Origin of the sequence: Aetokthonos hydrillicola CCALA 1050 (genome assembly GCF_017591665.1) — a bacterium.
In the GTDB taxonomy this organism is placed as follows: Bacteria; Cyanobacteriota; Cyanobacteriia; order Cyanobacteriales; family Nostocaceae; genus Aetokthonos; species Aetokthonos hydrillicola.
In genome coordinates, this window is sequence record NZ_JAAKGC010000082.1 from 16207 (window position 1) to 31282 (window position 15076).

Here is a 15076-nt window from a genome sequence, read left to right on the forward strand (position 1 = left end):
ACTAATCTCCTCCCAATATCAATATTATGATCCAGCCGCTACAGCCGGTTGTTGTAACATACAGATAAGATCCTGAACGCCCTTTTGTAAATACCGTGTTACAGTCATGGGACTGGTACCGATTTTTTTAGCGGCGTCTTTGCGAGAAAGCTCTTTTAGAAAAACCATTTCAACAGCCATACGGGGTTTTTCCTCCAACATATTTATAGCCCCTTGAAGTTGTTGTCGTTCTTCTTCTTGTTGCTGAAATGCAACAGAACGGGGACAGGGAAGTGCTTCTCCTAAAGTTATTTGGCAATCAACGTAGTGAACTACAGTGGCATCTAAACTCAAAGGTAGACGGTTTTGAGCCGCTAGCTTTGTTTCTTGCCATTCTTGCAGTGATACTTGAAGAATGTTTGCAATTTCTATATCTTTGGGGGCGCGTCCTAACGTCATTGCCAATTCTTTACGAACCTTTTGTCCCTCGTTATAGAGTTCTTGCCAACGACGAGGAATTTTTAGTAAAGTGCTGCGATCGCGCAAAAAATGCAGCATTTCGCCTCGAATATAAGGAACAGCAAAGGAACTAAAAGCATACCCTTGGCTTGGGTTAAAACGTTCAATTGCTCTAATTAGACCAAAATAACCAATCTGCTCTAGATCTTCATAAGGTTCGTTACATTGATGGCTAAATTTATGAGCCATTTTGCGGACTAAGCCAGTATGTAACTGGACAAGTTGATTACGCAGTTTAATAGAGGGATTCTGATGGTACAAGCGCAATAACTCCATACCATCAGCCCGCACAGAGGACTGATTTGATGTCATAAAAAATCCTTAGTGGCAACTCGTTATTATCAAAACTATTGAGTTGGCTAAACCTTTATTTAATCTGAAATTATTTTCCTTAAGAGAAGGAGAAGAAACCATCGTCGTTCTACTGAACTTATCTAGGGGTCTTATTTCAAATATCAGCATTTATACGGTTATGCTTTTATTCAGGTTTTGGTTGAAGAGAACTGAATTCAATTTGAATGGTTAAGATTCAATAAGTATACGTGTCCAAGGGAAATCAATCAAGAAATTTGTATTGGAACAACGCTTCCCCTTACAACTTTAGACTCTAAAGGTTATTAAGTAACCGTTCTTAAACAATTCTTTTACCTTGCCTGATACCTGGGGAGCGCTTTTTGTTTAAGAAGGAACAGCCTTAAATTGCGTAGGTAGGGTTGAGGAACAAAATCCAAGATTTTGACGATTTTTTTCGGGTTTCCTTCGTTTAAACGCCAGATTGCCACGCCAGTAAACTCAGCTAAAGAACTGGCTCTACAGCCTACACTGAATAGTTAACTTCAGGAGCTTCCAGCCAAATATTCGAAACTAATTCTTTTTCCTGTTCTGTGTTTCCACTAATCCTGTTCGCACTCTCAAAGGGCTGGAATCCATTTAATGAACTTACTTAGTTGCATAAACAGAGGAGGGGATCTAGAAGTGACGGTTTTTCCTCTTGTAGAAAATTTATTGTAGTTGTAAATTTGCCAGTCCTCAGAACGATACTTTCTCTCCGGAGAAATTATTTACAATTCCTAGAAGAAAAAATGTCCAGATTATATAATATCTAAAGAAAGCTGACAAACAAGTTTCGTTAAAATGTAAAGTCAGTAACATAACTTCGACAAAAAACAATTGTCAAATATGAGTAATACAAGCAACTTCCGTGAAGCGATTCGTGAAGCGAAAAGACAGGCTCTTGTTGGTCCGAATGTGATTTCCAATGCTTTACCTTACGTAGGTGGTGGTTTGTTATTAACTGCATTGGGAACTTATGGTGGACTTGGCATTATCCGTGCTAACCCGCAGCTATTCTTTCCTACATTCATTGGTGCAGTGATAGTAGAGTTCATTTTGTTCTTCGTTGCCCAAAACGTTGCTGAAAAGGGAAATAAAAGTCTTGCACTACCCCTATTAGCAACCTACAGTCTACTGTCTGGATATACTATCAGTGGTTTAGTCTACGTAGCACTTAAAACCCCTAATGTCGGTATACCAGGCATTGGTTTTGCTGCCCTTGGTTGTGGTGTTACCTTTATCGTCGCCCGTCAAATTGGCTCGAATCTCTCTGAGCAAGACGGTATGGCGTTGTCAAAAACAATTAGTCTCGGCGTCATTGCCTTGGTAGTTGTTTGCTTGACCCAGTTTGTGTTTGCTCTATTTGGTGTTTACACTCCTACTTGGTTGGAAATTGCTATCTCCGGTTTAGGCGTGTTTCTATTTGCTGGCGTATCTGTAGTTGATTTCTACATACTCCCACGTACGTACCGCGACGACCAGTACCTACCTGCTGCTTTGTCAATGTATTTGACTTACGTTAACTTGTTCATCTTTATTTTACGTTTGCTAATTGCCATAAATAGCCGAGATTAAGAGTTGGGCATGGGGGATGGGGCATGGGGCATAGGGCATAGGGCATAGGGGTTGGACTAATTCCTGCTCCTCTGCTCCCCTGCTCCCCTGCCTCCCTGCTCCCCTGCTCCCTCCTGCCGTGCTATTTTTGAGAGGGAGTATCATAAAGAAACACTATGGAAGTATTAGAACTTAAAAGAGAAATTGAAACGTTGTCGAGCCGCCTGGGTAAAACCCAGGACTATCTTTGACATACCTGCACTTACTGCTAAAATTCAAGATTTAGAACAAATTTCGGCGCAGCCAGAGTTCTGGGATGACCAAATTCAAGCCCAAGGAATACTGCAAGAACTTAACAATTTGAAGGATCATCTTCAGCAATATCATCAGTGGAAAGCTAGTTTAGAAGACTCTAAAGCAGTATTGGAACTGTTGGAGTTAGAAACTGATGAAGGACTACTACAAGAAGCAGAATCCACCATTACCAAACTTAATAGTGAACTTGACCAGTGGGAGTTGTTGCAATTACTCTCTGGTCCATATGACGAGAAAGGTGCAGTCCTAACAATTAATGCTGGTGCTGGTGGAACTGATGCTCAAGACTGGGCAGAAATGCTGCTGCGAATGTACACCCGTTGGGGAGAAAGCAAAGGTTACAAAGTTCACTTGGTAGAACTTTCTGAAGGAGATGAAGCAGGGCTGAAATCGGCATCCTTAGAAATTATTGGTCGCTATGCCTATGGTTACTTGCGATCTGAAACAGGTACTCATCGCTTAGTGCGGATTTCTCCTTTTAATGCCAATGGTAAGCGGCAAACTAGTTTTGCTGGCGTAGAAGTCATGCCTGAAATAGACAATACTGTGCAACTTGAAATTCCAGAGAAAGACTTGGAAATTACCACATCCAGATCTGGAGGTAAGGGAGGACAGAACGTCAACAAAGTAGAAACAGCAGTGCGGGTTGTTCATATTCCCACAGGAATTGCTGTGCGCTGTACTGAAGAACGCAGTCAACTACAAAATAAAGAGAAGGCTCTTGCCCGTCTAAAAGCAAAGCTATTGGTTATTGCGCAAGAACAACACGCCAAAGAAATAGCCGAAATTCGAGGCGATATGGTGGAAGCTTCTTGGGGTAACCAAATCCGTAACTATGTTTTTCATCCTTACCAGATGGTAAAGGATTTACGTACTAATATGGAGACGACTGCGATCGCGGACGTAATGAACGGTGAGATAGACACGTTCATCCAAGCCTATCTACGACAAGAAAATCAGTTGGTAGAAAACGCTTCTGCATAGTTTGCGTTTTCGATTTTGGATTTTCGATTGAATTTAATCGAAAATCCAAAAATCAGCCAAATTGCTAGAATGGCACTTGTCTGGCGGCGAAACTGTTACAGTATAAAAAAAGTTTATAAAAATTATCATGACCAACTCTGACTCAAGGGAACCTCAACCCAGCTACGTAAAACTCGCTATGCGAAACATGGTACAAAAGGGTGGCACATCCTTAAAGCATTTTATGCTGACCACTGTAGGGCTTTTAGTTGTCCTTGTAGGTCTTGCCTACTTAACTCGCTAGGTAGAATAACCAAAAATCTAAACAACGGTGTGTGAGGAAAAGTGCAAGTTGAATTATATGTACAGGATCGGTTCGCCGAGTTTCAGCAACCGAAAACTATCAACGGCGATGATACTGGTGTTGAAATTAGCGTCGAAACTTGGGAGAATTGGTTTGAACGCTGGCTAGATACACTACAATTTGATATTCCCCAAGAAGCACCAATTTATGAAATAGGGCTGCGGTTAACAGACGATACTGAAATGCAATCGCTCAATGCTCAGTATAGACATAAAAATCAGCCAACAGATGTTTTATCGTTTGCAGCGCTAGAGGTAGACTATCCTCAGACACTAGAAATGCTCACTTGTGAAGCATTGTATCTTGGTGATATTGTGATTTCTGTGGATACAGCTAAGCGCCAAGCTGCACAGCAAAATCACCCTTTGCAAACAGAGCTAGCCTGGTTAGCATCTCACGGTTTATTGCACCTGCTAGGTTGGGATCATCCAGATGAAAGGAGTCTGAGCAAAATGTTAAGACAGCAGGTCGTCCTCTTGGAACACGTAGGTATTTCTATTGACGTAGAATAGGGATCTCCTAGATAAATATTTTAAGTGTTATTTTTTTGATAACTGCATCAACAAAACCGACCAAAAGTACCATCACCTCTTTGCTGTAACCTTTTTATGCTTATGCCCCAACATGTTTCTTCGCCAGCAACACCTAAACATTTAGAAACAGTTATTAAAAAGGAACGAGAATATTCCTGGCAAGTTGCTTCTAGCCTATTCCTTAGCTTTAAGTATGCTTGGGCAGGAATTATCTACGCTTTTCAAACTCAGCGTAATTTCCGCATTCACATAGGTGTTTGCACTCTAGCAATAGGCTTAAGCATTTTTTTACATTTAAAACCAGTAGAAATAGCAGTTATCGGCATAACTAGTGGTTTGGTTTTGGCGTTGGAGTTATTAAATACAGCTATTGAGTCTGTCGTGGATCTTACAGTTAAGCAAACATACCATGAATTAGCAAAAATAGCCAAAGACTGCGCTGCTGGGGCTGTGCTAATTTCTTCGTTGGTTGCAGTACTGGTAGCTGCTACACTGTTACTCCCTCCAATTATTACCTTAATTCTATCCGAGTAAAAATGGGTAATGATTGATAGACGATAGGAGTGATAAGGTGTGATTATAGTAATAGACAATTACGATAGTTTTACTTATAACCTGGTACAGTATTTAGGAGAACTGGCTGTAGATTTTCCAGTAGCATCGGATATCAAGGTCTTTCGTAATGATAAAATATCCATAGATGAGATTGTCGCCCTAAAACCCGACATGATCGTCATCTCTCCTGGTCCAGGTCGTCCAGAGGATGCTGGTATTTCCTTAAATTTAATATCACAACTTGGCCCCAGCTTCCCTATTTTAGGTGTTTGCTTGGGGCATCAAAGTATCGGTCAAGTGTTCGGGGGGAAAATTGTTTCTGCCCCCGAACTCATGCATGGTAAAACTTCTCAGGTACATCACACTGGTATCGGTGTTTTCCAAGGATTAGAGAATCCGATGACCGCAACCAGGTATCATAGTTTAGTTATAGACCGTGAGACTTGCCCTGATGTGTTGGAAATTACTGCTTGGGTTGAAGATGGAACGATAATGGGAGTACGGCACCGGAACTATCCTCACATTGAAGGCGTCCAATTTCACCCAGAGAGTGTTCTGACAAATTCAGGAAAGCAATTACTGCGAAACTTTCTACAACAGTTACAGTCAAGAGAGCACAATTGATGAAACGACGAGAGTTGATAGGTTATGCTGGGTCAGGGTTGGTAACAGCTTTGGTTGCTAACTTGGGATACGAGTTTCAAGCTACCGCCCAATCTAGCAATTCATTATCTATTCAATGGTTAGGTCATAGTTGCTTTCTTTTTAACGGTAGCGGTACAAAAATTCTTGTAAATCCTTTTAGGACGGTTGGTTGTACCGCTGGATATCGTTCACCAAAAGTAGCAGCAGATTTAGTGCTCATTAGCAGTCAGTTGCTTGATGAGGGTGACGTAGAACAGTTACCAGGAAATCCCAAATTAATTTATGAAGCAGGGGTTTACGAGTTCAAAGGTATCAAGTTTCAAGGCATCAGTATAGATCACGATCGCAAAGGTGGTAAGCAGTTTGGTACAAATACTGCCTGGCAATGGAAGCAAAGTGGAGTAAATATCCTGCATTTAGGGGGAGCCGCAGCACCCATTTCAATAGAGCAAAAAATTCTGATGGGGCGTCCCGATGTGGCTTTTGTGCCTGTAGGTGGTGGTTCAAAAGCATATAATGCTCAGGAAGCCAAGCAAGCAGTTCAAATACTCAATCCTAAAATATTGATTCCCACTCAGTATCGTACACAAGCTGCCGATCCAGCTCAGTGTGATATTTCACCAGTGGATCAATTCCTCACAGTCATGCAAGGCATAACTGTAAACCGTAGTAATAGTAACACTATTACAGTCAGTTCCAGCAAATTACCAAGTAATACTGTAATTCAAGTGTTGAGTTATAAATGAGGGGCATGGGGCATGGGGCATGGGGCATGGGGCATGGGGTATCTCTCGCTGAACAGACTAATTAATTTATGCTCCCTTGCTCCCTTTGCTCCCTGCTCCCTACACCCTACACCCTACACCCTTACGACTAACCGCCAATAGTCTTTCGGAAGGCTGGACGCTCAGAAATTTGCTTCATGTAGTTAACTACCGCCGGGTATTCGCTCAAATCTAATTTGAGCATAACGGGAATGTATGCCAGGATGGATCCTACAGCAACATCAGCAACAGTGAATTCATCACCGAGTAAGAAGGGCTGCTTTGCAAAAATTTCATTCAAAGCAGTCATCAAGCGAGGCATTTCCCTTTCTCGATTAGCTTCTATAAAAATACCAGGTCCAAGGGTAGCATTTCCAAATAATACCCATTGACTGAATAAAGCATTTTGCTCTGGTGAGTGTTCAGTTTTGCCATACTTCTCGGCAAGATACAGCAATATCGCCCCCGATTCCCATAATACAAAGTCTCCATCAACAATCGCCGGTACTTTACCGATTGGATTGATTGCAAGGTACGCAGGCTGACGATGTTCACCTGCTTGCATATCTAGCTTGACAAACTCATAAGGAATTGCCAATTCTTCTAAATACCACTGAATAATTGAAGCACGAGAACGAGCGCCACCGTAAAGTTTTAACGTCATGACAAACCTTATCTGGAATTTAGCTAGACAATTGTACTATCAAATAATTTGATAAAGAAGAATTCAGGAGTCAGGAGCCAGAATTCAGGAGCCAGAATGAAGTTGTGTCCCATGCCCCATGCCCCATGCCCCATGCCCTATGCCCCATGCCCCATGCCCCATGCCCCATGCCCTATGCCCCATGCCCTATGCCCCATGCCCTATGCCCTCCATCCTCGCATTTCAACTAATTCCATACACAATTGATTAATTTGTTCCAGGTCAGGTTTTTCTGGTAAAATAGATTCCTTATAAATCTTTTCCATTTCAGCAACTAAATTTTCTGCCATCTTCATCACTTGTTCATAGGTATAATCACCCTTAAGGATAGCTTTTAAATCGTCCACATCACCAGCTACCCTTCTGTCAACAATCACTTCTCCTTTCTGCAAGATTTCCACTCCACTTCTTAATAATCTAATACAGTGCATTCCATGCTTAAGGTCAAACCCTGACTTTCTTTCCATTTCTGCCCTAGCCGGATTTCTATTTTCTTGCCAAGCTGAGTAAGCCTTCCATTCTCTTAAAGCTACTTGATAGTTTTGGCTTTTTTGAAGCAGGCGAATAAAATCTTTTCTACTATTTGTTAAATTTTGGGTGTATTCCAAGACTTCATCTGGTAAAGTATATTGTTTTAACACTCCTTTGAAGTCTATATCAGCAGTCAACAGTTTATATAGCTGTTCAGCTTCTTCTAAAAACTCAATACGTCCTCTGATTAGAATATAAAGATATTCTAAAAAAGCGTTTAGCTCATCTTTGCTTAATGGTTCCTTATCCTCCATCCCAAAATCAGATGGTAATGGTTTCTTCGGTGGTGGATTTAGTAACCACTTACGATGAGTCTCCATCTTTTTGATTTGAGCAAAAGCATAACCGGAGTAAGTATATTTTACCTTCTTGCTCAAAAAAAGCTGCCTGTAGTTAATTAAGTGCTTTCCTACCGCATCTAAAACAGGGTATTCGTTTAACCACAGTAGTTCTAAAACATTAGGATTCGCTCCTGATAATAGCTGTATTATTTTTTTTAATTCGTAAATAACTGTATCTTTATTGCCATTCAAAAACTCAAATATTCCCTCTTCGTCCCAACCACTATCTTTTTGTTCAATGTGGTCAAATCCTAGATAGTATCTCTTGGGTGCAATAAATACACCTCGATAGTCGTAGTCTGATTCAGGTCGATTTAAACCGTACCCGTGGCTACCTGCCAAGCCAATAAAAATTGTTCTTTGTTCAACTTCTATTCTTTTCATTTCTTTATAAAGATCGTTTGTAGTTGCGCTTTAGCGCTAAAGCGCAACTACAAACCAGTATGTAAATTTTTGTAATTAAATGTCTTGAAAGTTGTGGGATTATGCTTTATGACTCTGAGTCAAATCTACGAGCGAGTAAGGCTCAGATACAATTCTTTTTCCACACAGCAGTGCTAGCGATACTTTTGTGGTAGATAGACAGCTTTGACGAAAAGCTCTACAATCGGAGTTGTTGTGGTAGATTTGCTTATTGCGGAAACTAACGAACCATAGTAAAGATTTTCTGATAATTTCCGATAAGTCAGAAATGGCTATATTTAGATAGAATCATAAAGTCTATAGTATAGGGCAACAGACATATGGATGTAAAGTTGATTTTGGCAGTGTTAACACTTATATTTACTGTTTCGTGCTTATTCTTTGGTACGAAAAACGGATTTTATGATTCAGATAACTATCATGGCAATGGCTCTGCACACTGATCTACAAAAGGCAACTAACACGCGCCTCTAGTCTCTAATTGGAGGAATTCTCATTAACCACGTTTTCAGCAACCAGTGCGCACTCGTTGGAGGGTTTCTATCGTTTGACTTTAAGTTAAATAGCCCCTCAGAAAAACAAGCACAACTGGTGGAGGGAGTTTTCCTCTAATGAGGCTTAATCGTGAGAAATAATTCTCCTGTCGGAAATTCGTGGCTTTTGGGAAATAATCCATAACTAGGAGGTTAGAGGAAAGGAGAGCATGAGCGATCGCCTATCGGTGTCCTCTGGTATTGATGGAGGGGAAGCTGTCAGTGAGTTAGAATGTTTGCCCTATGGAGTCCACCACGACCAAGAGGGTGTTTGTTTATTGGTCAGAATGGGTCCATACCGGATCTTGTTGGATTGCGGCTTAACTGATATTTCTCCGGTAGTAAATGGTTTGAAAAAGCCTTCGCGCCGAGGAGGACAGCCTCTACCAGCAGATTTGGTCTTAGTCAGTCACGCCCACCCCGATCATGCTAGAGGATTGCTAGCACTTCACCAAAACTTTCCTCTTTTACCTGTCTATGGTAGTGAAGTAACAAGCAAGTTACTTTATCTAAATTGGTTCGACGAAAAAGACCCTAAGGAAATACCACAATTTTGTCAAGCTTTGCCTTTGCGATCGCCTGTAGAGATCAAAGAAGGTTTAGTGGCAGAATTATTTCCGGCGGGTCATTTACCAGGTTCTGTGGCGATTTTGCTGACCTACACAACCCAACAGCGCTCATATAAACTCCTATACACAGGAGACTTTTTCTTATCAAACTCGCGACTAGTAGAGGGTTTACGTTTAGATGAATTGCGGGGATTAGAACTGGATGTGTTAATCATTGAAGGTACATATGGCACATCCCGTCATCCCCACCGGCGTAACCAGGAAAATCAATTAGCAGAAAGGATTAATCGAGCGATCGCTGAAAATTGCTCGGTACTCATACCTACACCGACTTTAGGGCTAGGTCAAGAACTGTTAATGCTCTTACGCAGCCATCACCACTTTACAGGAAGAGATTTAGATATTTGGGTTAATGGTGGTGTTGCTAGAGGGTGTGATGCTTATTTAGAACTGCTACCTCACTTTCCCCCGTCAGTCCAAAACTTTGCCCGCCATCAACCCCTATTTTGGGATGAACGAATACGCCCCCGTGTACGTCGTTTGCAGTCTGAACAGAGCCTTAGCGTAGGCAAATCACCATGTATAGTTATAAGTGACTTTACATCTGATCTAAATAAATACTATGAATCAAGAACCGGTCCTTGGCTGACACTGCTACCCGAAAAAACCAACATAGAACTTAACAAGCAATACTCAAAACTCACTAGTATAGAAACATATTTCCTTGCTCAGCACAGCGACGGTCCAGGAACGACTCAGCTCATTCATAATTTGCGACCGAAGCACGTCGTTTTTGTTCATGGTTCTCCTACTTACCTAGCAGATCTCACAGGCTTAGAAGAGCTACAAAACCGATACCATGTCCATTCTCCAGGTGCAGGCACGTTGGTTGAATTGCTTATTGGTGATACATTTTTGCAACCTGCCGCCCCAGAAACTAACTATGAAGGTGAGCTAACAGAGTTAGGAACGGTCGTTACAATTACGCTGCCTGACGCAATTACGGCTGATCCTCGTTGGCGTCAATTTGCTGATACGGGTTTGATTGAAGCCCGTTGGCAAGGAGAAGAACTTGTATTACGGGGGTTATCTCAAAGAGAACTACTTAACCAAAGTAGCGATCGCTATATTTTAAGTAGTGCAGATTGCTGTGGCACGTGCATACACCAGAGAGGACAGCGATGTTGGAATCCTGCCTCACCTTTATATAACTTCAAGGTTACTCTTGAAGGCTATTGTCCCGCCTTTGAACGTAGTGGGGAATGAAAAGACAGGAGTCAGAAAAAGTCACTGCGTGAGAGAGCTAGTACGGCAGCCAGGTTTACCGGTGTATGAATCTGGTGAATCCAGCGCTGCAGGAGGGTTTCCCTCCGTAGGCGACTGGTGAACCCGGAGGGCGTCCTCGTTTCCCGGCTTAAACGAGGCAATGCTCGACTAGTACACCTCGGCAGAAATAAGTAGACCATTTCAGATAGCCAAAAGCCTTGATATATAACAATTTTGACTTTTGACTTTTGACTTTTGACTTTTGACTTTCGCGAAGCGGTACTAGGTTTCCCTCGCTAGTAGACACAGGATGGCAGCTTCTAATAGGGTAGGAACTGCCGTTATCTGACGCTCAGAATGCTGGAGGAGCCAGTACTTTAGACGAGTTTGCCCAAGACTGCACTGCTCACGCTCCTTTGTCGCTACCGCCTCTCTAAAAACAGTCGTACAGAATTCAATACTGAATTCTGTATTCTGACTCCTGAATTCTTCAGAAACATTTATTCTGGATTTGACTCAGGGAAGCGATTGCGGATGCGTTCAGCTTCTGGACACTCTTCAGTTAGGAGAGGTTCAACATTTCCCCTGGGCACTGAAGCTAATTTTTGAGTCACAGCACCAATGCTTTCCAGACGAACCATTTCTTCCCAAGAGCATATTTCGTCCTCTTCTTCTGTTTCATACCGTAGGGTGACTAGATCTCCCTCTATATCGATGATGCGAGCGCGTTCAATCCAGCGTTGCTGGTCCCGCAAGAAAACGCACACCTCGCGCCCATCGCAACACAGTTGATAAATCTTGCGGTGTAGCATCTACTGCTTCTACCTTTATAAACGTCGTTAAATCTGTCAACATCTGAGTTTTCCCCCAGCAGATGGCACTTTGCTAAAGTTCGTAGAACGTACCTTGAAAAGCGCCTTGTCTGACCCAAAAAAGAGATTTGGCTTAGTCATCACTTGTGTGCAAATCATTGGGTCATACGGTTTGTGCTTATTACAGCACCAGTCACACTTACTTAGTTCCAGGCTCATTTAGAAAATATCTACTTCTATAGAGTAACATTATCTAAGACTTTACCTGAGGACATTCAGAGCGGCTGGTGGACTCTTACATTCATTATGTAATGAAAAAGACTCCAAAACAAGGTGATTTTTGACTGCTTTAGTTGCCTACTTTTAGTCATTAGCATTGCTGGCAATTCTAGGACTTGGCTTTTCTTTTACCCCTATATACCTCATCTTAGCTTATTCTCTGGCTGACCTTCATCATTTTCGACAACAACAAGCTCTAATACTTTGGAATTTGTAGTGGTTGCTTGATTTCACATGTACCCTATCGAATCGAGTGTAGCTCGAGCATCACACTGTATCAGCAGTATCAGCTTGCTTTATTCTTTGTAGAGGAAATTCCATAACTAAATTTGAGGGTGCTTCTCGTTTAATCGATCCTGCCTTAACTGCATCATATAAACTTGCCAGCAGTACTAAATCTTTAGACTGATAACTTTTGGTTGCCAGCACTTGATACAGAAGGCCTTCTGATTCAACACTAAAACATCCAGTTGTAAAAGCAGATTCAACGAGTGCGCGAATCATGTAGTTAGAGCATAGTTGACTATTTCCTCCATTGAATGTATTATCTTTCGACCTGCTGAGTATTGATTTTTATCAACAATCACTTGTGATTACGGTTGCGTTAAATATGTGATTTTAATCACACTTAAAGCAATTTGTACACATAAACTTTGTATACCCTTTAATAGTCTACTATTTCAATAGAGAAAACACTATTTTTGCAAAAATACCCAGAAATATCACAGAATCTTTATATACCCAAAAAATAGCTATTTCTAAGTGTTTGGACTGGAGTTTTGAAAAGACATTGAAATTAATGAGCTTTCATACAGGGTCAAAAATTTATTGGGAGTCTAATAAAAAAACTAGCCCAATATATTTTTTCCTCACAAAATATATAAATTTACAAAACTATACGTTAATACAAAAAGCGACGGAAGTCTTCGTCTTTTTGACTTAACTGTACCCAGTCTACGTTCATAGACTGAAATTTTTGGACTAGGCGATCGCAACTTGGGCGTTCAGTAGCATAATGCCCGGCGTCGATTAAAACTAGACCGCGATCGCGGCTTTCCTGAAACTGATGAAACTTACAATCAGAAGTTAAATAAGCTTGAGCACCAGTTTTTACCACCGCCGAAATATAGCTAGCCCCTGAACCACCCAAAACAGCGACTCGCGAAATCGTTTGCTGTAGATCAGCAGATGGGGAAAAAATGAGATTAGGCGGAGCCAGCCTAGTTTGAATTGTTGCTAATAAATCTTGTAACGTTACAGCAGGCTTGAGAGATCCAACCCGACCATATCCTAAATTTGACTGAGTCGGTACTATAGGAGAGACTTCTACCATTTGTAGAATTTGGGCTAAAACATCAGCAGTGCCATCATCTACTTGATCAAAGTTAGTATGAGCGCTGTAAACACCTATTTTGTGAGTAAAAGCTAAGCGCACCATATCGCCGATCGCGTCACCAGTACGTATAGACTTAGGTGGACTAAAAATCAGAGGATGGTGAGCAAAAATCAAATTAACAGGAATACCAGAATCACGGAGCGCGATCGCTTCTTCCATCACCGCTAAAGTTGGCGTTAAACAAACCAACACTCGTGCTGTTTCTTCCAACACCCCAGGCTCAATCTGCCACCCACAATTATCCCAACTTTCTTGCCAAGCCGGATTCGCCCATTCCTCAAACCACCCAATTAAATCCGCTACTTTCATAAAAATCCTCAAATTGCCCTCTTCCCCTATGCCCCATGCCCCATGCCCTATCCAAAAATATGAACAACCAATTCTCTCACATGATTATGCTGTCTATGCTCCCAAAGATAAATCCCTTGCCAAGTCCCTAGCACCAATTGACCCTGATTTATCGGTATATTTTCTGATGTGTGCGTAATAGCGGTACGTATGTGTGCTGGCATATCATCAGGCCCCTCAGTATCATGAATGTACTGTGCTGATTCTGGCACTAATTTTGCCATAAAATTGGCTAAATCTCTCAGTACATCTGGATCAGCATTTTCTTGAATTAGTAAACTAGCTGAAGTGTGGCGCAAAAAAAGCGTACAAAGCCCAGTTTCAATTTTTGATTCTGCGACTAGCGCTTCAATTTTAGAGGTAATATTCTGTAAAGATTTGCCAGTTGTGGAAATTTTAAGTAGCCTTTGGTAGTGAGCCATCTTTTAGCAACCGATATATTTTCGCGCTTCTATCCCCAATTTATGCTAGCAAACACTTCAGGTTAAGATCTTCTCTCTATCACATCCGTCCAAATTAGCAACAAAGGGTACAAGTATCATCGCCCTTCCAAGCGAGCTTTTTCCAGAATTTCATCATCGGGTAGCCTTTCAAGTCCTTCATCAACCAAATGCACTGCATCATAACTAGCACTTTTGAGCCAATTTACAGTTCGTGGTGATATTCCCATATCTGCCAAGAATTTCATCCAGCCTTCTCACCAACTATTGGGTAAATCTGTTCCCGTGTCAACCATGCAGCATACATCAATGATTGCTGAATATCTTCTGGTTCCAAATATGGATAATCTTCTATAATTTCAGCCACAGTTTTCCCATTGGCGACTAAATTCAAAATCAATGAAACTGGAACTCGCATTGCTCGAATACAAGCCTGTCCAGCCATAACGCTCTTTGATTACTCTCGCCAGATTAAATTGAAACCCTGGTTTTAGGGTAGTCTGCCCAAGCAAACTTTGTTTGTGTAGACGCGATTTCCAGTCACCTTGATTATTCTCTAGCCAGAGTCATAGAAGAGCGATAATGCGTGGGTCAAATGTAATGCGATCAAAACCTAACATGATTAATTAAAAGCAATGTCACTTTAATATAAACTATAATCAAGCGCAAGCTGTGTATGGGTACGACTTTTAGCTGTGGAACAACACTGTCCAAGATACCTGGACTACGAGGGTAAGCCACGCTGGTTCCGGGGTGTACTATCCTGCACTTATGTCAGCTTCGCTGGATCTACCCCTACAGAGCGGTCTAATTTACAACGAAATTTCAATACTTTTCGCCTTACGTTCCTCTTAACTCCTCTTCTGTGTAGGACAGCAAAAAGAGCGCTAATAACCACGATTATTGAACAA

The 15076-nt window shown here is 41.5% G+C and carries 18 protein-coding genes; 8 read left to right on the plus strand and 10 right to left on the minus strand.

The features are described from left to right. Window positions 1-24: 24 nt before the first annotated feature. Window positions 25-810, minus strand: coding sequence for an RNA polymerase sigma factor SigF (locus tag G4P69_RS28285; RefSeq protein ID WP_208344722.1), 786 nt, complete (start codon window positions 808-810; stop codon window positions 25-27). Window positions 811-1677: 867 nt separating this feature from the next. Here G4P69_RS28285 and G4P69_RS28290 point away from each other — a divergent pair. The 7 genes from G4P69_RS28290 to G4P69_RS28320 all read left to right on the plus strand — a co-directional run bounded on the left by G4P69_RS28290 (window position 1678) and on the right by G4P69_RS28320 (window position 6506). Continuing rightward, window positions 1678-2406 (plus strand): Bax inhibitor-1/YccA family protein, encoded by a 729-nt coding sequence (locus tag G4P69_RS28290; protein ID WP_208344721.1) that lies wholly within the window; start codon window positions 1678-1680, stop codon window positions 2404-2406. Between the two features lie 155 nt (window positions 2407-2561). After that, a protein-coding gene (gene prfB, locus G4P69_RS28295; protein WP_208344720.1) for a peptide chain release factor 2 occupies window positions 2562-3684 on the plus strand; the annotation gives its coding sequence in 2 pieces (ribosomal slippage) (window positions 2562-2633 and window positions 2635-3684; 1122 coding nt in all). 127 nt (window positions 3685-3811) lie between these two features. Further along, window positions 3812-3967, plus strand: coding sequence for a DUF3285 domain-containing protein (locus G4P69_RS28300; protein ID WP_208344719.1), 156 nt, complete (start codon window positions 3812-3814; stop codon window positions 3965-3967). A 41-nt stretch (window positions 3968-4008) separates the two neighbouring features. Next, window positions 4009-4539, plus strand: a complete 531-nt coding sequence (gene ybeY / locus G4P69_RS28305) for an rRNA maturation RNase YbeY (protein ID WP_208344718.1) — start codon at window positions 4009-4011, stop codon at window positions 4537-4539. Window positions 4540-4641: 102 nt separating this feature from the next. After that, entirely contained in the window at window positions 4642-5094 is a 453-nt protein-coding gene (locus tag G4P69_RS28310; RefSeq protein ID WP_208344717.1) for a diacylglycerol kinase family protein, read from the plus strand. Window positions 5095-5133: 39 nt separating this feature from the next. Further along, entirely contained in the window at window positions 5134-5739 is a 606-nt protein-coding gene (locus G4P69_RS28315; protein WP_208344716.1) for an anthranilate synthase component II, read from the plus strand. Then, window positions 5739-6506, plus strand: coding sequence for an MBL fold metallo-hydrolase (locus G4P69_RS28320; RefSeq protein WP_208344723.1), 768 nt, complete (start codon window positions 5739-5741; stop codon window positions 6504-6506). The genes G4P69_RS28315 and G4P69_RS28320 overlap by 1 nt, the downstream gene beginning before the upstream one ends. 127 nt (window positions 6507-6633) lie before the next feature. On the opposite strand, the gene G4P69_RS28325 is transcribed toward G4P69_RS28320, so the two are convergent. Beyond that, the gene (locus tag G4P69_RS28325; RefSeq protein WP_208344715.1) at window positions 6634-7188 is read right to left on the minus strand and encodes a glutathione S-transferase family protein; all 555 of its coding nucleotides are present in this window, start codon (window positions 7186-7188) and stop codon (window positions 6634-6636) included. A 200-nt stretch (window positions 7189-7388) separates the two neighbouring features. After that, entirely contained in the window at window positions 7389-8483 is a 1095-nt protein-coding gene (locus G4P69_RS28330; protein WP_208352782.1) for a nucleotidyltransferase domain-containing protein, read from the minus strand. 742 nt (window positions 8484-9225) lie between these two features. Between G4P69_RS28330 and G4P69_RS28335 the strand changes: the two genes are divergently transcribed. Then, window positions 9226-10890, plus strand: coding sequence for an MBL fold metallo-hydrolase (locus tag G4P69_RS28335; RefSeq protein ID WP_208352784.1), 1665 nt, complete (start codon window positions 9226-9228; stop codon window positions 10888-10890). Window positions 10891-11390: 500 nt separating this feature from the next. On the opposite strand, the gene G4P69_RS28340 is transcribed toward G4P69_RS28335, so the two are convergent. The 7 genes from G4P69_RS28340 to G4P69_RS28365 form a co-directional block, all read right to left on the minus strand. Beyond that, the gene (locus G4P69_RS28340; RefSeq protein WP_243902399.1) at window positions 11391-11645 is read right to left on the minus strand and encodes a DUF6679 family protein; all 255 of its coding nucleotides are present in this window, start codon (window positions 11643-11645) and stop codon (window positions 11391-11393) included. Beyond that, window positions 11620-11745, minus strand: coding sequence for a hypothetical protein (locus G4P69_RS40075; RefSeq protein ID WP_279605157.1), 126 nt, complete (start codon window positions 11743-11745; stop codon window positions 11620-11622). Before G4P69_RS40075 ends, G4P69_RS28340 begins: the two co-directional genes overlap by 26 nt. A gap of 503 nt (window positions 11746-12248) precedes the next feature. Then, on the minus strand, window positions 12249-12485 hold the full coding sequence (locus G4P69_RS28345; protein ID WP_208341810.1) for a hypothetical protein: 237 nt from the start codon (window positions 12483-12485) through the stop codon (window positions 12249-12251). Window positions 12486-12882: 397 nt separating this feature from the next. Continuing rightward, a complete protein-coding gene (locus G4P69_RS28350; protein WP_208341808.1) occupies window positions 12883-13686 on the minus strand; it encodes a Nif3-like dinuclear metal center hexameric protein in 804 nt (267 codons plus the stop codon). 47 nt (window positions 13687-13733) lie between these two features. Further along, window positions 13734-14147 carry a secondary thiamine-phosphate synthase enzyme YjbQ gene (locus G4P69_RS28355; protein WP_208341805.1) on the minus strand — a complete coding sequence of 138 codons (414 nt, stop codon included), beginning with the start codon at window positions 14145-14147 and terminating at the stop codon, window positions 13734-13736. Window positions 14148-14263: 116 nt separating this feature from the next. Next, the gene (locus G4P69_RS28360; RefSeq protein ID WP_243902398.1) at window positions 14264-14413 is read right to left on the minus strand and encodes a DUF5615 family PIN-like protein; all 150 of its coding nucleotides are present in this window, start codon (window positions 14411-14413) and stop codon (window positions 14264-14266) included. Next, window positions 14410-14610, minus strand: coding sequence for a DUF433 domain-containing protein (locus G4P69_RS28365; RefSeq protein ID WP_208341803.1), 201 nt, complete (start codon window positions 14608-14610; stop codon window positions 14410-14412). The genes G4P69_RS28360 and G4P69_RS28365 overlap by 4 nt, the downstream gene beginning before the upstream one ends. Window positions 14611-15076: the final 466 nt, after the last annotated feature.

Bases quoted from the DNA above. Each gene is read 5' to 3' on its own strand.
- G4P69_RS28285 (WP_208344722.1), bottom strand. From the start codon at position 810: ATGACATCAAATCAGTCCTCTGTGCGGGCTGATGGTATGGAGTTATTG.
- G4P69_RS28290 (WP_208344721.1), top strand. From the start codon at position 1,678: ATGAGTAATACAAGCAACTTCCGTGAAGCGATTCGTGAAGCGAAAAGA.
- G4P69_RS28300 (WP_208344719.1), top strand. From the start codon at position 3,812: ATGACCAACTCTGACTCAAGGGAACCTCAACCCAGCTACGTAAAACTC.
- G4P69_RS28310 (WP_208344717.1), top strand. From the start codon at position 4,642: ATGCCCCAACATGTTTCTTCGCCAGCAACACCTAAACATTTAGAAACA.
- G4P69_RS28320 (WP_208344723.1), top strand. From the start codon at position 5,739: ATGAAACGACGAGAGTTGATAGGTTATGCTGGGTCAGGGTTGGTAACA.
- G4P69_RS28325 (WP_208344715.1), bottom strand. From the start codon at position 7,188: ATGACGTTAAAACTTTACGGTGGCGCTCGTTCTCGTGCTTCAATTATT.
- G4P69_RS28330 (WP_208352782.1), bottom strand. From the start codon at position 8,483: ATGAAAAGAATAGAAGTTGAACAAAGAACAATTTTTATTGGCTTGGCA.
- G4P69_RS28335 (WP_208352784.1), top strand. From the start codon at position 9,226: ATGAGCGATCGCCTATCGGTGTCCTCTGGTATTGATGGAGGGGAAGCT.
- G4P69_RS40075 (WP_279605157.1), bottom strand. From the start codon at position 11,745: ATGTTGACAGATTTAACGACGTTTATAAAGGTAGAAGCAGTAGATGCT.
- G4P69_RS28345 (WP_208341810.1), bottom strand. From the start codon at position 12,485: ATGATTCGCGCACTCGTTGAATCTGCTTTTACAACTGGATGTTTTAGT.
- G4P69_RS28350 (WP_208341808.1), bottom strand. From the start codon at position 13,686: ATGAAAGTAGCGGATTTAATTGGGTGGTTTGAGGAATGGGCGAATCCG.
- G4P69_RS28355 (WP_208341805.1), bottom strand. From the start codon at position 14,147: ATGGCTCACTACCAAAGGCTACTTAAAATTTCCACAACTGGCAAATCT.
- G4P69_RS28360 (WP_243902398.1), bottom strand. From the start codon at position 14,413: ATGAAATTCTTGGCAGATATGGGAATATCACCACGAACTGTAAATTGG.
- G4P69_RS28365 (WP_208341803.1), bottom strand. From the start codon at position 14,610: ATGGCTGGACAGGCTTGTATTCGAGCAATGCGAGTTCCAGTTTCATTG.